Annotated in this window: 15 protein-coding genes; 11 read left to right on the forward strand and 4 right to left on the reverse strand. The window is 60.9% G+C overall.

Annotated elements, in window-relative coordinates; all coding sequences use genetic code 11:
* Positions 1 to 66 precede the first annotated feature (66 nt).
* The 10 genes from AB7M22_RS15450 to AB7M22_RS15495 all read left to right on the forward strand — a co-directional run bounded on the left by AB7M22_RS15450 (position 67) and on the right by AB7M22_RS15495 (position 12923).
* The gene (locus tag AB7M22_RS15450) at positions 67 to 1188 is read left to right on the forward strand and encodes a DmpA family aminopeptidase (protein ID WP_454186956.1); all 1122 of its coding nucleotides are present in this window, start codon (positions 67 to 69) and stop codon (positions 1186 to 1188) included.
* Between the two features lie 469 nt (positions 1189 to 1657).
* Entirely contained in the window at positions 1658 to 3415 is a 1758-nt protein-coding gene (locus tag AB7M22_RS15455) for an L-lactate permease (RefSeq protein WP_454186957.1), read from the forward strand.
* A gap of 223 nt (positions 3416 to 3638) precedes the next feature.
* Positions 3639 to 5012: a glutamine synthetase family protein gene (locus AB7M22_RS15460; RefSeq protein WP_008012195.1), complete on the forward strand. Its 1374-nt coding sequence runs from the start codon at positions 3639 to 3641 to the stop codon at positions 5010 to 5012.
* Positions 5013 to 5019: 7 nt separating this feature from the next.
* Positions 5020 to 6411 carry an aldehyde dehydrogenase family protein gene (locus AB7M22_RS15465; protein ID WP_454186958.1) on the forward strand — a complete coding sequence of 464 codons (1392 nt, stop codon included), beginning with the start codon at positions 5020 to 5022 and terminating at the stop codon, positions 6409 to 6411.
* A 3-nt stretch (positions 6412 to 6414) separates the two neighbouring features.
* Positions 6415 to 7575, forward strand: a complete 1161-nt coding sequence (locus tag AB7M22_RS15470; protein WP_008012200.1) for an iron-containing alcohol dehydrogenase — start codon at positions 6415 to 6417, stop codon at positions 7573 to 7575.
* 157 nt (positions 7576 to 7732) lie between these two features.
* A complete protein-coding gene (locus AB7M22_RS15475; protein ID WP_454186959.1) occupies positions 7733 to 9298 on the forward strand; it encodes an amino acid permease in 1566 nt (521 codons plus the stop codon).
* 376 nt (positions 9299 to 9674) lie between these two features.
* Positions 9675 to 9863: a DUF1843 domain-containing protein gene (locus AB7M22_RS15480; RefSeq protein ID WP_008012203.1), complete on the forward strand. Its 189-nt coding sequence runs from the start codon at positions 9675 to 9677 to the stop codon at positions 9861 to 9863.
* Positions 9864 to 9904: 41 nt separating this feature from the next.
* Positions 9905 to 10552 (forward strand): DUF1842 domain-containing protein, encoded by a 648-nt coding sequence (locus AB7M22_RS15485; RefSeq protein ID WP_454186960.1) that lies wholly within the window; start codon positions 9905 to 9907, stop codon positions 10550 to 10552.
* 54 nt (positions 10553 to 10606) lie between these two features.
* Positions 10607 to 11188 (forward strand): DUF1842 domain-containing protein, encoded by a 582-nt coding sequence (locus AB7M22_RS15490; protein WP_454186961.1) that lies wholly within the window; start codon positions 10607 to 10609, stop codon positions 11186 to 11188.
* A gap of 271 nt (positions 11189 to 11459) precedes the next feature.
* Entirely contained in the window at positions 11460 to 12923 is a 1464-nt protein-coding gene (locus AB7M22_RS15495) for a GDL motif peptide-associated radical SAM/SPASM maturase (RefSeq protein WP_454186962.1), read from the forward strand.
* Positions 12924 to 12980: 57 nt separating this feature from the next.
* Here AB7M22_RS15495 and AB7M22_RS15500 read toward each other — a convergent pair whose 3' ends face one another.
* The 3 genes from AB7M22_RS15500 to AB7M22_RS15510 all read right to left on the reverse strand — a co-directional run bounded on the left by AB7M22_RS15500 (position 12981) and on the right by AB7M22_RS15510 (position 16444).
* Positions 12981 to 13934, reverse strand: coding sequence for a LysR family transcriptional regulator (locus AB7M22_RS15500; RefSeq protein WP_454186963.1), 954 nt, complete (start codon positions 13932 to 13934; stop codon positions 12981 to 12983).
* A gap of 29 nt (positions 13935 to 13963) precedes the next feature.
* Positions 13964 to 14938, reverse strand: coding sequence for a quinone oxidoreductase family protein (locus tag AB7M22_RS15505; RefSeq protein WP_454186964.1), 975 nt, complete (start codon positions 14936 to 14938; stop codon positions 13964 to 13966).
* 84 nt (positions 14939 to 15022) lie between these two features.
* A complete protein-coding gene (locus AB7M22_RS15510; protein ID WP_454186965.1) occupies positions 15023 to 16444 on the reverse strand; it encodes an MFS transporter in 1422 nt (473 codons plus the stop codon).
* A gap of 128 nt (positions 16445 to 16572) precedes the next feature.
* Between AB7M22_RS15510 and AB7M22_RS15515 the strand changes: the two genes are divergently transcribed.
* On the forward strand, positions 16573 to 17466 hold the full coding sequence (locus AB7M22_RS15515) for a LysR family transcriptional regulator (protein WP_454186966.1): 894 nt from the start codon (positions 16573 to 16575) through the stop codon (positions 17464 to 17466).
* Positions 17467 to 17673: 207 nt separating this feature from the next.
* Here the strand turns inward: AB7M22_RS15515 and AB7M22_RS15520 are convergent, their stop codons facing one another.
* Positions 17674 to 17856, reverse strand: coding sequence for a DUF1289 domain-containing protein (locus AB7M22_RS15520; RefSeq protein ID WP_081235310.1), 183 nt, complete (start codon positions 17854 to 17856; stop codon positions 17674 to 17676).
* Positions 17857 to 17858 lie beyond the last annotated feature (2 nt).

Raw genomic sequence — 17858 nt, forward strand, 5'->3', positions numbered from 1 at the left:
CACAGGTTCCTTACCTTCGGGCCAATAAGCCCCTTTTTTTCAGACCAATCGAACACGAGAACCACCATGAAACCACGAGCCCGCGACCTGAACATTCAGTTCGGCCAACTGCAACCCGGCCCTCTCAACGCCATCACCGATGTGCCCGGTGTACGAGTCGGCCACAGCAATGTGCGAGGACAAACCGCCAGCGGCCGCGACATCCACACCGGCGTCACGCTGATCGAGCCGCGTGCCGGTTCCGCCAATCAACAACCATGCTTTGCCGGCGTCCATGTGCTCAACGGCAACGGTGATGCCACGGGGCTTGAGTGGATTCGCGAGGCCGGTCTGCTGACCAGTCCGATTGCCTTCACCAACACCCATAGCCTGGGCATCGTGCGCGACGCGCTGATCGTTCTGGATCGTCAGGAGCAACCCGACGACGGGCGCCTTTACTGGAACATGCCCGTGGTGCTGGAGACGTTCGACGGCTTGCTCAACGACATCAACGGTTTTCATGTACGTCCTGAACATGTGGCCGAAGCTCTGCACGCAGCCGTTGGCGGCCCGGTCATCGAAGGCGCGGTGGGCGGTGGCAGCGGGATGATCTGTCATGAATTCAAGGGCGGGATCGGCACCGCATCGCGACGGCTGAATAGCGCTCAAGGAGGCTGGACCGTCGGTGCAATCGTCCAGGCCAACCACGGCATTCGTCACGAATTGCGCGTCGACGGTTACCCGGTGGGGCGTTATATGGAGCAGGTCGACTCGCCCTTCCTCAAAGCCTCCCTGCCCCATCCGGGCATGGGCTCCATCGTCGTCTGCCTGGCCACCGACGCGCCTCTTTTGCCACACCAATGCACGCGCCTCGCGCAACGTGCCAGCCTCGGCCTGGCCCGCACCGGTGGCGGCAACGAAGACCACAGCGGCGACATTTTCGTCGCCTTCGCCACCGGTAATCAGCACGTGCCGCCGGCTGCTTACGAAGGCAAAGGCGCGCCCACCTGCGATCACCTGAGGATGGTCAACAACGACCACATCAGTGAGCTGTTCCTGGCCGCCACCGAAGCCGTGGAAGAAGCCATCATCAACGCCCTGCTGGCCGCGAACACCACCGAAGGCAACGGCCATACGGTACCGGGCCTGGATGCCAACACCTTGCTCAAAGCGCTACGCCAGGCCGGTTGGCCGGGGGGATTAGACTAATGGTACTTGAGTGCCAGCCACCGGCTTCTTACGATGGTTGTACGTAGCGGTTGGAGGTTTAAAGCCGTTGCGTAGGTGGTGAGTGAACTGAACCCCAATAAGCTCACCACTTGTTTCATGCGCATCTTGAGCCTCTGGGCTCTACTTCCTCCCCATCAAAGAGCTTTGAGGCTCTTTTTTTGTCTGTAAAAACTCCATCCCGGCATCTGACCGCAATGCGAGTCAGGACTTCGTAGGAGCCAGGCTTGCCGGCGAAGGCGTCCTTGAGAGTGCCTTCGCCGGCAAGTCGGATCGCCGCACCGCTGGCTCCTACGAAAAGCGGTTTACTCGCTTACTGACGCCGACTGCAAAACAGCCCATTCAGACTGAGACAGCCCCCGCCAGGACAGCAGCGTAATGCCACCTATACTACAAGCCACCTTCCCCCACGGGGGTCTGCGCTACCAACAATAAAAAGCAGAGGTGGAACATGGTCTGGCAGCAAATCTACGACCCCTTCGGCAACCCGTTGCTATCAACCATCATGGCGGCGGTGCCGGTGGTGGTGATGCTGGTCTCCCTGGCGTTTTTCCACATCAAGGCGCACCTGGCGGCATTGTTGGCCCTGGGCTCGGCTTTGCTGATTGCGATTTTCGCCTTCGGCATGCCGGCGGACATGGCGGGCTCAGCCGCGCTATATGGCGCCGCCAACGGTCTGCTGCCGATCGGCTGGATCGTGCTTAACATCATCTTCCTGCATCGGCTGACCACCGAGAATGGCTCGTTCAAAGTGCTGCAGGATTCCCTGGCGCGCATCACCGACGATCGACGTCTGCAACTGCTGCTGATTGCCTTCTGCTTCGGTGCCTTCTTCGAAGGGGCCGCCGGTTTCGGCACCCCCGTGGCGGTGACCGGGGCCATTCTGATCGGGCTGGGCTTCTCGCCCCTGGCCGCGTCGGGACTGGCACTGATCGCCAATACCGCGCCCGTGGCGTTCGGCGCCCTGGGTACGCCCATCATCACCCTGGCCAAAGTGACCGGGCTGGATGAAATGGAGCTGTCAATGATGGTCGGTCGGCAACTGCCATTTTTCTCGGTGATCGTGCCGTTCTGGCTGATCTGGGCCTTCGCCGGCTGGCGCAAGATGCTGGAAATCTGGCCGGCGATCCTGGTCGCGGGAGTCAGCTTCGCCGTACCGCAATTCCTCGTGTCCAACTACCACGGGCCGATGCTGGTGGACGTGATCGCCGCGCTGATTTCCATGGCCTGCCTGACCGCTTTCCTCAAGGTCTGGAAGCCGGCCACCGTGCATACCTCCGCCGCTTTGTCCGGCCGGACCGACAACTCCACGGTGGAGGCGGAACCGAACGAGAAACCCAGTGCGACTTTTGCCAGCGACGCCAAACCTGCCGTGATGCGGGCGTGGATGCCATGGATCATCCTCACAGTCTTCGTGTTTGCCTGGGGCACCCAGAGCTTCAAAAACCTGTTCGATACCCGCCCGGTCATGGATCCGCAAACCCACTCGGCCAAGCTCGATCCCCAAGGCAAGCCGATGCGCGAGGCCAACCCGATCTTTGCCCCGACCTTGACCTTCGCCACGATTCACCAACAGATCGAAAAGGTGCCGCCCGTGGTACCTGCACCTAAAAAAGAGGACGCGGTCTACAAGTTCACTTGGCTCACCAGCACCGGCAGCGGCATCTTGCTGGCGGCGATCCTCGGCGGGCTGCTGATGGGTTATTCGATCCCGCAGCTGTTGCACCATTACCTGCGAACGCTGTGGGTGGTGCGCTACTCGCTCATCACGATTGTGGCCATGCTTGCCCTGGGCTTCCTGACCCGCTACTCGGGCCTCGACGCCACGATGGGTTTGGCCTTCGCCGCCACGGGGATTTTCTACCCCATGTTCGGCACGTTGCTCGGCTGGCTCGGCGTTGCCCTGACCGGTTCGGACACGGCCTCCAACGTGCTGTTCGGCGGCTTGCAACGGGTGACCGCCGAGCAACTGGGCCTGAGCCCGGTATTGATGGCCGCGGCCAACAGTTCCGGCGGGGTCATGGGCAAGATGGTCGACGCCCAGTCGATCGTGGTCGCGTCCACCGCCACCCGCTGGTACGGCCATGAAGGGGAAATCCTGCGCTACGTGTTTTTCCACTCCGTGGTGCTGGCGATTCTGGTCGGCGGGCTGGTGACGTTGCAGGCGTATGTGGCGCCGTTCAGCCATATGGTGGTGGGCGGGCATTGATCCAATCGGTCGCTGATCCAGGCCCGGGTTCACAACCCGGGCCATGGTTCAGGCCGGATAACCGCCGTTTACATCAGGCCGAAACTTGCGCATGGCAACAGTAGGCTAAGCTTTCAGCAGCTCATTGCTCACGATGCTCGATTCTGCAGGTTTTGGTTTTTCTGGAGAGCGTCTGCAACAGCTACTTCAGACAGGCCCAAACTTTTCACGCAGGACTGACGTGATGACCGAGCCCCTCCTCAGCTTTGATGCACTCAAGCGCGCCGCTGCCTCCGGCGAGATCGATACCGTGTTGGTCTGCATGGTCGACATGCAAGGGCGACTGGTCGGCAAGCGATTCCAGGTCGAGTTTTTCATCGACAGCGGCCATGAAGAAACCCACTGCTGCAATTACCTGCTGGCTGACGACATCGACATGGAACCGGTGCCGGGTTACGCCGCGGCGAGTTGGAGCAAAGGCTATGGCGACTTTGTCCTGAAACCCGACATGGCCACCTTGCGTCGCGTGCCCTGGCTGGAATGCACGGCGCTGGTGCTCTGCGACGTGCTCGATCATCACCATCGGCGTGACCTGCCGCACAGCCCAAGGGCGATCCTGAAAAAACAGGTCGAGCGCCTGCGCGAGCGTGGCTATACCGGCATGTTCGCCTCGGAGCTGGAGTTCTATCTGTTCGACGAGAGCTATGAGGCGATCCACGAGCGCAACTACCACAAGCCGAAGACCGCCGGCCATTACATCGAGGATTACAACATCCTGCAGACCACCCGCGAAGAGCCGGTGCTGCGGGCGATTCGCAAGCATCTGCAGGCCTGCGGCATTCCGGTGGAAAACTCCAAGGGTGAATGGGGGCCGGGGCAGGAAGAGATCAACATCCGTTATGCCGACGCCCTGACCATGGCCGATCACCACGTGATCATCAAGCACGCCTGCAAGGAGATTGCGCAACTGCAGGGCAAGGCGATCACGTTCATGGCCAAGTGGCGCTATGACGCCGCCGGTTCCAGCAGCCATGTGCACAATTCGCTGTGGGACAAGAATGGCAAAAAATCGCTGTTCTTCGACCCCAAGGCCGAGTTTGGCATGTCGAAACTGATGCGCTCCTGGGTGGCCGGGCAGCTCAAATACGCCAACGACATCACCTGTTTTCTTGCGCCCTACATCAATTCGTACAAGCGCTTCCAGGCCGGCACTTTCGCGCCGACGCGGGCCGTATGGAGTCGGGACAATCGCACCGCAGGCTTTCGCTTGTGCGCGGAAGGCAGCAAGGCCATCCGCATCGAATGCCGCATCGGTGGCGCCGACCTCAACCCCTATCTGGCCTTCGCTGCCTTGATCGCCGCAGGCCTGGCCGGTATCGACGAAAAGCTCAGTCTGACACCGCCCTTCGAGGGCGATGCCTACGTCGACGAGCACTTGCCCGAAGTGTCGAAAACCTTGCGCGATGCCTGCGCCGCGCTCAAGGCGTCTAGCATGTTGCGCGAGGCATTCGGTGATGAAGTGATCGACCACTACGTGCACACCGCCGAGTGGGAACAGAAAGAGTACGACCGGCGAATCACCGACTGGGAACTGCAGCGCGGCTTCGAGCGCTATTGAGCACGCCATGACTGAGATCGTTCAACTCATCTCACCGGTCGATGGCCGAGTCTACGCCGAACGCCGTCGTGTCGATGCAGCGCAGCTCGACCAGGCTCTGGCGGCGGCCGCAGCCGCCCAGGCGCAATGGCAGCGACGGCCACTGAGCGAACGCGCCGCGTTTTGCAGCGCCGCCGTGGACGCGATGCTGGCGATAAAGGCCGAGATCGTGCCGGAGCTGGCCTGGCAGATGGGTCGCCCGGTACGCTTCGGCGCCGGCGAACTGCGCGGTTTCGAAGAACGTGCGCGGCACATGATCGCCATTGCACCTGAGGCGTTGGCAGCAATTGAACCTGCGCCTGTCGCCGGTTTTCGGCGCTGTATCAAACGTGAACCGCTGGGTACGGTGCTGGTTGTCGCACCGTGGAATTACCCCTACCTGACGGCGGTGAATACGATCATCCCGGCGTTGATGGCCGGCAACAGCGTGATCCTCAAGCACGCCACACAAACGCTGCTGGTCGGCGAGCGTTTCGCCGAGGCGTTGCGCCACGCCAATCTGCCCGAAGGCCTGTTCCACAATGTGCTGCTCGATCATCAGCAGACCGCCGCGATCATCGCTTCAGGACGCGTGCAACAGGTGAACTTCACCGGTTCAGTCGACGCCGGCAAAGCCATGGAAAGCGCCGCCACTGGATGCTTCCTCGGCGTGGGCCTGGAGCTTGGCGGCAAAGACCCGGCTTACGTCCGGGCAGACGCCAACCTTGAGCATGCGGTGGAAAACCTGGTGGACGGCAGCTTCTTCAACTCCGGGCAAAGCTGCTGCGCCGTCGAGCGTATCTATGTCGATGAAAAAATTTACCCGGCGTTTGTCGAGCGCTTCGTCGCCTTGACCCGCCAATACGTGCTGGGCAATCCGCTGGACGAAGCCACCACCCTCGGCCCGCTGATTACGCCGAGCGCCGCTGAATTCGTTCGCGGGCAGATCGCCGATGCGCTGGCACAAGGGGCCAGGGCGTTGATCGATCCAAAGGACTTTCCCGCCGATGCACCGGGCAGCGCCTACCTCGCGCCGCAGGTGTTGGTGGACGTCACCCACCAAATGTCGGTGATGCGCGAGGAAAGCTTTGGCCCGGTGGTCGGCATCATGCGGGTGGCCAGCGACGACGAAGCTATTGCCTTGATGAACGACAGTGAGTTTGGGCTCAGCGCTTCTATCTGGACCCAGGATCTCGCTGCCGCCGAACGCATCGGCGACGAGATCGCCACCGGCACCGTGTTCATGAACCGCTGCGATTATCTGGACCCGGCCCTGGCCTGGACCGGGGTGAAAAACAGCGGGCGCGGCGTCACGCTGTCGCGCCTTGGCTATGAACACCTGACTCGCGCGAAATCCTTCCATCTGCGCCACGAGATCTGAGCCATGAGCCTGACCGCGAACTGGAACTACCCCACGAGCATCCGCTTTGGCGTCGGCCGCATCGCCGAACTGGCCGAAGTCTGCCGCAGCCAAGGGATCCAGCGACCGTTGCTGGTCACCGACAGTGGCTTGGCGCGTGCCCCGATCACCACGGCGGCGGTGGAATCCTTGCGCGCCGCCGGCCTCGGTGTAGCGCTGTTTTGCGACCTCAAGCCGAATCCGATTGAAGCCAATCTGGCCGGAGGACTCGATGCCTGGCGCGCCGGCAAACACGATGGTGTGGTCGCCTTCGGCGGTGGCAGCGGGCTGGACATGGGCAAGCTCATCGCGTTCATGAGCGGCCAGACCCGACCGGTTTGGGATTTCGAAGACATCGGCGACTACTGGACACGCGCCGACGAAAGCAGCATCGCCCCGGTCATTGCAGTGCCGACCACCGCCGGCACCGGTTCAGAGGTGGGCCGTGCGGCGGTGATCATCGACGAACGTACGCACACCAAACGCATCATTTTCCACCCGAAGATGATGCCGCGCGTAGTCATCAGCGACCCGGCCCTCACCGTCGGCATGCCGGCAAAAGTCACCGCCGGCACCGGCATGGATGCCTTTGCCCATTGCCTGGAATCGTACTGCGCTCCCGGCTTTCATCCGATGGCCGAAGGCATTGCGGTGGAAGGCATGCGCCTGGTGGCCAATGCGCTGGTACGTGCCGTGCACACCCCCTCCGACCTCGATGCGCGCGCGCAAATGCTGGCGGCTGCGGCGATGGGCGCTACTGCTTTCCAGAAAGGCCTGGGTGGCATGCACGCACTCGCGCATCCGGTGGGCGCTCTGTACGACACCCACCACGGCATGACCAATGCCACGTTCATGCCCTATGTACTCAAGTTCAATCGCCCGGCCATCGAAGAACGCATCACCCGCCTGGCGGCTTATTTGCGTCTGCCCTCCCCGGGCTTCGACAGCTTTCTGGCCTTCGTCCTCAAGCTGCGCAAAGACATCGGCGTGCCGCATACGCTGTTTGAACTGGGGGTGGATGACAAGCAGGCCGATTTGATCGCGGACATGGCGATTGTCGACCCCTGCGCCGGCGGCAACCCGTTGCCGTTGACACGAACTGGCGCGGCAGAAATTTTCGACGCGGCGTTTCACGGCCGTCTCTAGAGCAAACGTCTGTCCATGGCCAACGTGTGAGTACGCAACCTGGATGGATTTCAACTGTTAGAGGCAGGAGCAGTACGACAGGGGGTTGAAGACAAACCCATTCGGCAACGCACCACGCGGATGGATGTGGATCAAAACCTGAACAAGAGCACACGTTATGAGTCCAGTAAGCCAACCCGGCGCCACCGCGCCACAAGACGACGACCTCAAGGTGTTGCACAACATGGGCTATGCCCAGCAACTCTCGCGACGCATGGGCGTTTTCTCCAACTTTGCCATTTCCTTTTCGATCATTTGCATCCTCTCGGGTGGCATCAACTCGCTGGCGCAGGGCACTTCGGGTGCAGGCGGTGCAGCCATCGGCATCGGTTGGCCACTGGGCTGCCTGATCTCCGGGGTTTTCGCCATGGCCATGGCACAGATTTCCTCGGCCTACCCAACGGCTGGCGGCCTCTATCACTGGGGCTCGATTCTCGGTAACCGCTTCACCGGCTGGCTGACGGCCTGGTTCAATCTGTTGGGGCTGATCACGGTGCTCGGCGCGATCAACGTCGGTACTTACTATTTCTTTTTCGGTGCCTTCGGACCGGCCCTGGGAATGGAAGACACCATCACCACGCGGATCACTTTTCTGGCGATCCTGACCGGCCTCCAGGCTTTGTGTAACCACTTTGGCATCGGCCTGACGGCAAAGCTCACTGACTTCTCGGGCTACCTGATCTTCGCCACCGCGATCGCACTGACCGTCGTCTGCCTGATCGCCGCACCCAGCTTTGAGTTCGCCCGGTTGGTGACCTTCGGCAACTACTCCGGTGAGGCCGGCGGCAGCGTCTGGCCACAGGTGTCGAACGGCTGGATTTTCATGCTCGGCCTACTCTTGCCGATCTATACCATCACCGGCTATGACGCCTCGGCGCATACCTCCGAAGAAACCCATCAGGCATCCGTGTCGGTACCGGTCGGGATGGTCAGCTCGGTGGCCTGGTCGTTGCTGTTCGGCTGGGTCATGCTCTGCTCGTTTGTGCTGATGCTGCCGAGCATGGACGAAGCGGCGAAGCACGGTTGGAATGTGTTCTTCTGGGCGATGGACACTCAGGTGAACCCTGCGATCAAAATGGCGCTTTACCTGGCCATTTTCATCTCGCAGGTTCTCTGCGGGCTGGCGACCGTGACCTCGGTCTCACGCATGATTTTCGCGTTTTCCCGTGACGGCGGCCTGCCCTTCTCCAAAGCATTGGCCTCGGTCTCACCGACCCATCGCAGCCCGGTGGCGGCGATCTGGACCGGTGCCACGCTCGCGGTGTTGTTCGTGTGGGGATCGTCCCTGGTATCGATCGGCGAAACGCCGGTTTACACGATCGTGGTCTCCTGCACGGTGATCTTCCTGTTCTTCTCTTTCATCATTCCCATCGTGCTGGGCCTGTTTACCTACGGGACTGCGAAGTGGCCGACCATGGGGCCGTGGAACATGGGGCGCGGGTTTTACTCGTTGTTCGCCATCCTCTCGGTCCTTTCGATGGTGCTGATCTTTGTCATCGGCATCCAGCCACCGAACGATTGGGCGCTGTACATCACGCTCGGTTTTCTGCTTCTGACGGCAATCATCTGGTTCGCCTTTGAAGCCCGGCGCTTCCAGGGCCCGCCCGTGGGCGACATGATCATCAAGCGTCAGGCAGAAATCGCCGCGGCTGAAGAGGCGTTGAACAAACAGGCTGGGAGCTGATTGCCATTAACGGTAAACCGGACATGTAGGAGCCAGGCTTACCGGCGAAGGCGTCCTCAAGAGCGCCTTCGCCGGCAAGCCTGGCTCCTACGAAAAGCGTATCAACCAACAGGAAGCACAAGGTGCGTTACTTGTCTTGATTAATCAAATACGAATAATGGCGATAAGGAACGTAACGTTTATGAAGAAGTCACTGAACAGGTCTTTCTTCATTACCATTCTTAATATTGAACCTACCGCCGCCTAACCCATCGCGATTAATAAAATAATATTTAAAATTACTCTTCTATTGCCCATTGCATATTTATCCGCGCCTGCTTAACTGCAAAAACTGCTGATGACAGCAGTGCCCGCAAACACCACGAAAGGAATCGTTATGAGCAGTTCAACCCGCCATAGCATGCCCCCCTATGGGGTGGCCATCCAAAGCGCGATCAAGGCCGGCAGCCTGCCGGAAATGAAGACGCTATTGAAACAACGCGATGCATCCACACCAGAAAACAAAGAGCTAACGACCGCTTACGAGCAATTGGCAAAGGAAGTCGCACGCCTGGAAAAGCACTAACCGCTATTTCCGCTCCCCTTATTGCAATGGAGGCAATAACCATGTCTGGTTCTAATCAACAACTTGTCGGTTTGTTCCCGCTCGGTTACCGAATTGGTACTTCGGCACCGGGTGCACAAAGCCTGGCACTTAATCTTTTGGTCTTTACCCCTGACGAGACTGTCAACGGCACCGCCGCAATCACTCAGGCGACCAACCCGCCTCTGGATGTGCATTCCGATGTCTGGGGCGAATACACCTACCTGACGGTCATGTCACCCGGCGTCAGCAAAATCCTGATCACCGCACAAGGCAATCACGGCGGCTCAGGCTCGAATTCCATCGTGAACTTCAAGTTGCAACTGGTGGTGGGCACCGACTGGAAAGAAGGCGTCGCCAACTATTCGTACTTGAATGGTCAGCAGCAGTGGGTCGAGGTCAACAATGCTCCCGCCCATCTCATTGAGGCGGTGCCGTCCCACGTCTCCCCGCTGCCGTTGGAACCCGGGCCGGTGATTCCGCCGGAGTCATCGTATCCGCCAATCATGCCGCTGTACGCCGCACCGATTCAAAGTGCAATGGCCAGCGGTGACCTGGCCCAGATGAAAAACCTGTCGCGCCTGGCCCAGCAGCAACTCGATCAGCAACCCCAACTGCAGAGTGCGCTTGAAACGGCCAAGGAAGAAATCAGCCGACAGGAACGCCGCTGACTCGCCCACGACACATGCCCGACTTGTCTTGAATACAAATAAGGGAGCAGCACCATGTCAATCGGACTTTTTCATACCCGCCTCAATGTCAGTAATCACCTGCTGGGCGCACCGGTTTTAACCCTTGATCTGCTGGTGGATACCACAAAGAAAAAAGTCAGCGGGATTGCCAGTATTTTCCAAAGCACCTATCCACCCCTCAACTTCCGTGCCCGTGTATGGGGTGAGTATTCGGAGGCCAAACTGGTGCCGACGGCGGAGAACCACATCATCCTCACCCTGGTCGGCAGCCCGAGCGGCCCTCTCAGCCAGATCGCCCAGACCTTCGGTTTGAAGGGCATTTTAGGCGGCGATTGGGCGAGCGGTTATGCCGACTACAAGTACCAGGAACAGGGCGTCTGGCATTACGTGAAACACGCAGCGGTCAGCCAGGCTCCCGTTATTGTGCGCCCAGAGCATCCGCACCATGCGGTGCCGCTCTACGCCGTCGCGGTCCAGCAAGCGCAAACCAGCGGTGACCTGGCGCAACTGAAGGCCGTGGTGAGCCAGGGTGAACAGCAACTGGCCCACAGCGGTGCGCTGCGCAACGCGCTGGACCAGTTGAACGTTGAAATCAAGCGGCTGGAGGCTCGCTAACCCGCACTACCGGGCTTGCCCCCAACCTGTGGGAGCGAGCCTGCTCGCGATGAGGGCGGTACATTCAGCGCCAACATTGGCTGACCCAACGCCATCGCGAGCAGGCTCGCTCCCACAGGGCTACGGTGTTCAGTCCTTAACTGACTGGCATTAGCCGAGCCCGGGTTCTTTTCAACTTCAAAAGGTAAATCCGGTCGCGCCACTGCCCCAAGGAAGGCGCGAACACTTCGATGGATTCGTGCCGCGCACGCGTTGTGCGCAAGGATTTTCCATGTCAGACAGTCGCCCTGCCCGCTACCTCAGTGAAACCGACCTCAAACGCTACGTGCCGGTGCATGTGGTCTGGGAAATCACCCTGGCCTGCGATCTCAAATGCCTGCATTGCGGCTCACGCGCAGGCCACAGACGCCCCGATGAATTGAACACCCGGGAATGCCTGGACGTCATCGATTCCCTGGCCGCCCTCGGCACCCGCGAAATCACCCTGATCGGTGGTGAAGCCTATTTACGCAAGGACTGGACGCAACTGATCCAGGCCATCCATGATCACGGCATGTATTGCGCCATACAAACCGGTGGACGCAACCTGACACCGGCGAAAATGCAGGCAGCGGTGGATGCCGGGCTCAATGGCGTGGGTGTTTCACTGGATGGACTGGCCCCGCTGCATGACGCAGTGCGCAATGTTCCGGGCTCCTTCGACAAGGCGGTAGACACCTTGCGACGCGCCAAACAGTCCGGGCTTGCGGTGAGCGTCAACACACAAATCGGCGCGGCCACGTTGCCCGATCTGCCTGAGCTGATGGACCTGATCATCGGCCTCGGCGCCACTCACTGGCAGATCCAGCTGACGGTCGCGATGGGCAATGCGGTCGATCACCCGGAGCTGCTGTTGCAGCCCTATCAACTGCTGGAAGTGATGCCGTTGCTGGCGCGTCTGTATCGCGAAGGCGTCGATCGCGGCCTGCTGATGAACGTGGGCAACAACATTGGTTACTACGGTCCTTATGAACACATGTGGCGTGGTTTCGGCGACGAGCGCGTGCACTGGAGCGGCTGCGCCGCCGGCCAGACTGTGCTGGCGCTGGAAGCCGACGGCACCGTCAAGGGTTGCCCGTCATTGGCAACCGTGGGGTTTTCCGGCGGCAACGTACGCACCATGAGCCTGCACGATATCTGGCACTACAGCGAAGGGATGCACTTTGGCCGACTGCGCGGCGTCGAAGACCTGTGGGGTTACTGCCGAAGCTGTTACTACAACGACGTCTGCCGTGGCGGCTGCACCTGGACGTCGCACTCTCTGCTTGGCAAACCCGGCAACAACCCCTACTGCCATTACCGCGCGCTGGACCTGCAAAAACGCGGGCTGCGCGAGCGCATCGTCAAACTCGAAGACGCGGCCAAGACGTCCTTCGCCGTCGGCCGCTTTGACCTGATCACCGAACGCATCGATACCGGCGAGACAGTCAGTAGCGTCAGCGACAGCGGCCAGGTGATCAAACTGGCCTGGGCAAACCAGGGCCAGAAATCGCCGGACGAAGGACGTATTCCACCGCAATTGGCGCTGTGTCGCGGTTGCTTGCAGTACATCCATGCCCACGAAGTGACCTGCCCTCACTGTGACGCCGATGTCGCCGCCGCAGAAGCCGTGCACCAGACAGACCGTGCCCGGCAACAAGCGATCATCAACACCCTGACCGGCCTGTTGGGGGTGCCGCAAAATACCTTGATGTGACTTCATCATGCCCATAAAAACGCCCATGTAGGAGCCGGGCTTGCCGGCGAAGGCGTCCTAAAGAGCGCCTTCGCCGGCAAGCCTGGCTCCTACGAAAAGCCAAGGCGGCCCTTGCGCAAATCTTGCCTCCAGCCATTCCTTGAATGCCATGAGCGTTGCCGGCGTAAAAGCGGCGGATGCTCGCACCAGATAAATCCCGCCCTGGGCATCCAGGTCCCACTCCGGCAGCACGCGCACCATCTGGCCGCTGGCGATCTCCCGGCTCATCAGCCACTCCCCGGCGCCCAAAATACCGACGCCGGCCTTGGCCGCGGCGAGCAACGCCTCGCCGTCGTTCGAGGTCAAGGTTCCCCTGGTGATGACCCTCTCCTGCCGATCACCCTTCGACAAACGCCATTCAGGAAACGCCGCAAGGCCGGTGAAGCCCAGGCAATTGTGCTCGGTCAGTTCTTTCGGGCTGGTCGGTAAACCATGCTGTTCTATGTAACTCGGTGAAGCGCAGAGAATGCGGCGATGATCGCTGAGCTTCTTCGCGACCAGGCGGTTGTCGTTCAATTCGCCAATACGAATCGCCGCATCGAATCCTTCACCAATAATGTCGACGACACGATCGCTGTAATCCACCTCGACGGAGACCAATGGATGAGCCGCCATAAATTCCGGCAGCATCGACGCCAGCCACAGGCGCCCCATCGCGGCGGGAAAAGCCAGGCGCAAGACGCCGCGAACCTGTGCCGCACCCAGTGACGCTTCCTGTTCGGCTTCGATGATCAACCCCGTGGCGGAGCGCAGACGTTCGACGAGACGGTTGCCGGCATCGGTCAACCGCACTTGTCGCGTCGTGCGCTCCATCAGCCGCACGCCCAAGCGCTTTTCCATCGCCGCCAGGCGCTTTGAAATCACCGTCGGATGGCGTTGCAGCAGGCGTCCGGCAGCCACGAACGAATGCGCCGAGGCGACCGCAAGAAGCGCTGCAATTTCATCGATGTGGCGGCTGTCCAGTGGGTTCACAAAACACTCTTTTGTTCAGGTAAAAACAATCACGGCTTGAGGACGATCGCTCCGCGAGATTGGCCGCCTTCCAGATCGGCATGGGCCTTGGCCACGTCGGCCAATGCATAGCGGCCCCAGATGCCGGGCTTGATTATGCCCGCCTCGACCGCGGCCAGTACATCATCGGCCCGTTGCCGGTATTCGGCGATATCCGTGGTGTGCGCGGCGAGGGAAGGACGGGTCAGGAACAGCGAGCCCTTGGCATTGAGCGTGGCCACTTCGACCGCCGTCGGCGCCCCGGAGGACGCCCCGAAAGACACCATCAACCCACGTGGTCGCAAGCAGTCGAGCGACGCTTCGAACGACACCCGCCCGATGGGATCGTAGACCACATCGGCTTTCTTGCCGTGGGTGATCTGCGCCACATCCGCGGCGAATGTCTGGGCATTGAACACCAGCACCGCATCGCAGCCCAGCGCCTTGGCTGTCTCGACACTCTCGGCCCGGGACACGATGCCGATGACAAAAGCTCCCAAATGTTTGGCCCATGTCGCCATGATCTGCCCGAGGCCGCCCGCCACGCCATACAGCACCAGGGTGGTGCCGGGGCCGACCGGATAAGTCGTCTTCAGCAGGTACTGCGCGGTAATACCTTTGAACAACACCGCGGCGGCCTCTTCAGCCGTCAACCCGTCGGGAATCGGCACCAGCCGCTCGGCCGGAAACAGCCGCGCACTGGCGTAAGCACCAATAGGCCCTGTTGCGTACGCCACCCGATCACCCACCTTGACGTTGCTCACCCCCGCGCCGATGGCGGCAACCCGGCCCGCCCCTTCAAGGCCCAGACCCGACGGCAATGGCAGCGGCACGGCACCCTTGCGCTGACTTACATCGAGGAAGTTGACGCCAATCGCTTCCTGCTCCAGCCAGACTTCACCCGGCCCCGGCTCACGCGCCGTCACCTGCTCGATGGTCATCACCTCAGGTGCGCCGGTGTGTGCGATACGAACGACAGAAACCATTGCCTGACTCCTTCACTTCAGCGCAGCCCATCTGCGCCATGTGGGGGAAGTATCGGTATTCGATTTCAGGTGAACAATACAGACTCACTGCAGTTCATTACTGCATGCAGTGCAGCAGTGTGAAACTCGCAGCGCCAGCGCGACAACAAAGGCCACGACGATCAACACCATGGCGACGGCAAACGTTATCCGCATACCGCTGGCGATGGCGGCGGGAGATGCCGTGGTGATGTCTGCCGTCGCCGATGCAAAGGCGAACACCGCGCCCATGACCGAGGCCCCGGTGATCAGCCCTAGATTGCGCGACAGGCTGAGCATGCCGGCAATCACGCCGCGCTGGTCCGCACGGATGTCGGCCATGACCGCCGTGTTGTTGGCCGCCTGAAATAACGCATAGCTGGCCGTGATCACCGCGATGGGCGCGAGGTAACCGAGGAGGCCGAAACCCGCCGGCATCATCGATAAAGCGCCCGTGCCGAGCGCCATTGCCGCAAGCCCGACAAGGGTCATGCGCCGAGTGCCAAAACGGTCCACCAGGCGGCCGGCCGGCATGCCGGTCAGCGCCGCCACCAACGGGCCAACCGACAAGGCGAAACCGACAAGTGCCGTGCCGAGCCCAAGCGCCCCCGAAAGATAAAACGGCCCGACCACCAGCGTCGCCATCATCACCGTCGAAACGAGCGTGCTCATGGCCAGGCTCGCACTCAATCCTGGCTCGCGGAACAGCGCCAATTTAATCAGGGGTGATGCAACCGTGGTCTCAACGAAGATGAAAAGCCCAACACCGAAAACAGCCGTCAGCAGCAGTGCGATGTTGAGCGGACCAAAATCACCGTGCCCGATCGTCATGGCCAGCGCATACGCCCCGAGCGTCAACGCCAGCAGCAACGTGCCTGCCTTATCGAACCCCGTCCGCCGCGCTTTCGCCCGCAGTGCATCCGTCGGCAAGTAGCGATACGCGAGCCAGATATTCAGAATACCCAGCGGCACGTTGATCAGAAAAATCGCCTGCCAACCTGCGCCTGCGATCAACATTCCACCCAGCGACGGCCCCAGCGTGGTACCGATCGCCGACATCGTGCCGAGCAGCCCCATGGCGCTGCCGGCCTGCGCTTTCGGCACCGTCTCACCGACAAACGCCACGGTCAGCGCCAGCATGATCGCCGCCCCGAGCCCTTGCACTGCCCGGGCGCCGACCAGCCACCCAAGCGATGGCGCGACACCACAGGCCAGCGATGACAGGGTAAAAATACCGATGCCCGCCAGCAGCAAACGCCGACGACCGACGAGGTCACCGAGTCGTCCAACGCTGACAATCAGCGTGGTAATCGCCAGCAGATACGCCAGAACGATCCACTGCACCTCCTGAAAGGAAGCATCGAACGCTTGGGCCAACGTCGGCAAGCCGGCATTGGCGATGCTGGTGTCGAGCGAAGGTATCAACATCGACAGCGAAAGGCTCGCCAGCGTCCAGCGGACCGAGCGTGATTGAGTGCTGAGTTTCATGGTTTGGCCACATCTGAAAGGTAGATCAGCAGCGTATGCCCGTGCGTGACATGGCGGAAGGCGCACCACTTGCACTTGATAGTTGCGTTTGACGCCATGTCACCCGCACGCCGTGCTAACGTTGAGGCATGACGACTCCCGACCTGAATTTGCTGATTACCCTGGATGCGCTGCTCACCGCCGGCAGCGTCGCACGCGCCGCCCAACGACTGCGCCTGAGCCCTTCGGCCATGAGCCGGGCACTGGCGCGATTGCGCGAAACGACGGGCGACCCGCTGCTGGTCCGGGCCGGACGCGGGCTGGTGCCGACGCCCCGAGCACTCGAACTGCGCGAACAGGTCCGTCAATTGGTGCAGGACGCAGAGGCCGTTTTACGCCCCGCCGAACAGCTTGATCTCAAACAACTGGTCCGGACGTTCACGCTGCGCATCAGCGACGGTTTCGTCGAAAACTTCGGCCCGGCGCTGATTGCCCGCGTCAGTGAACAAGCACCCGGCGTGCGCTTGCACTTTGTGCAGAAGCTGAACAAGGACAGCGCCGCGCTTCGCGACGGTTCCGTCGACCTGGAAACCGGTGTGGTCGGCGGCACGACAAGCCCGGAAGTGCGCACCCGTGCGTTGTTCGAAGATCATTTCATCGGCGTCGTGCGCACGGGGCATCCGCTGAGTCAGGGTGAGGTCAGCGCCTCCCGTTATGCCACTGGCAAGCACATCCTGGTCTCACGACGCGGGCTCGATAAGGGGCCGATGGATGAAGCCCTGGAAGTGCTGGGGCTGGAGCGCGAGATCACCACCATCGTCGGCGGCTTTTCGGCCGCGCTGGCGCTGGCTCGCGCCTGCGACCTGATCGCCACCGTGCCCGCGCAACACACCCAAAACCTGCGCGCTGGCCTGCACAGTTTTGCTCTTCCGTTCGACCTGCCGCCGATCACCATTTCGATGCTCTGGCACCCACGCATGGATGCCGACTCAGCGCATCGGTGGCTGCGTGAATGTGTGCGGGAAGTTTGTGCGCAGCCCTAAGAGCCGGTGAAGTCAATTTAGCCACGACGCACGCTTTGTAGCTGCTCTACTGTGGCGAGGGAGCTTGCTCCCGTTCGGCTGCGCAGCAGTCGTAAATTGGTTTTGGGACAGCTGCGCTGTCCAGCGGGAGCAAGCTCCCTCGCCACAATAGTGCAGCCTTCGCCAAATGCTACAGATCGCATCACGGCTTGCTGACGGGCATTACCCTCAAACACTCTTTTTCTTCAGCCCCTTCAACCGCAAACTCGCCCGCTGCGCCGCCGCCATTTTTTCCGGACGCTTCATGCGTTTCCATTTTCTGATGTCGTCCTTGGTGCGGCCACAACTGACACACAGTTCACCACTGAGCTGGCAAATGGAAATACACGGATTTTCGATATCCTTGGCCACGT

The sequence above is a fragment of the Pseudomonas sp. ADAK2 TE3594 genome (assembly GCF_053628675.1).

Excerpts from the sequence above, each read along its gene's own strand:
- AB7M22_RS15450 (WP_454186956.1), top strand. The coding sequence starts at position 67 with ATGAAACCACGAGCCCGCGACCTGAACATTCAGTTCGGCCAACTGCAA.
- AB7M22_RS15455 (WP_454186957.1), top strand. The coding sequence starts at position 1,658 with ATGGTCTGGCAGCAAATCTACGACCCCTTCGGCAACCCGTTGCTATCA.
- AB7M22_RS15460 (WP_008012195.1), top strand. The coding sequence starts at position 3,639 with ATGACCGAGCCCCTCCTCAGCTTTGATGCACTCAAGCGCGCCGCTGCC.
- AB7M22_RS15465 (WP_454186958.1), top strand. The coding sequence starts at position 5,020 with ATGACTGAGATCGTTCAACTCATCTCACCGGTCGATGGCCGAGTCTAC.
- AB7M22_RS15470 (WP_008012200.1), top strand. The coding sequence starts at position 6,415 with ATGAGCCTGACCGCGAACTGGAACTACCCCACGAGCATCCGCTTTGGC.
- AB7M22_RS15475 (WP_454186959.1), top strand. The coding sequence starts at position 7,733 with ATGAGTCCAGTAAGCCAACCCGGCGCCACCGCGCCACAAGACGACGAC.
- AB7M22_RS15480 (WP_008012203.1), top strand. The coding sequence starts at position 9,675 with ATGAGCAGTTCAACCCGCCATAGCATGCCCCCCTATGGGGTGGCCATC.
- AB7M22_RS15485 (WP_454186960.1), top strand. The coding sequence starts at position 9,905 with ATGTCTGGTTCTAATCAACAACTTGTCGGTTTGTTCCCGCTCGGTTAC.
- AB7M22_RS15490 (WP_454186961.1), top strand. The coding sequence starts at position 10,607 with ATGTCAATCGGACTTTTTCATACCCGCCTCAATGTCAGTAATCACCTG.
- AB7M22_RS15495 (WP_454186962.1), top strand. The coding sequence starts at position 11,460 with ATGTCAGACAGTCGCCCTGCCCGCTACCTCAGTGAAACCGACCTCAAA.
- AB7M22_RS15505 (WP_454186964.1), bottom strand. The coding sequence starts at position 14,938 with ATGGTTTCTGTCGTTCGTATCGCACACACCGGCGCACCTGAGGTGATG.
- AB7M22_RS15510 (WP_454186965.1), bottom strand. The coding sequence starts at position 16,444 with ATGAAACTCAGCACTCAATCACGCTCGGTCCGCTGGACGCTGGCGAGC.
- AB7M22_RS15515 (WP_454186966.1), top strand. The coding sequence starts at position 16,573 with ATGACGACTCCCGACCTGAATTTGCTGATTACCCTGGATGCGCTGCTC.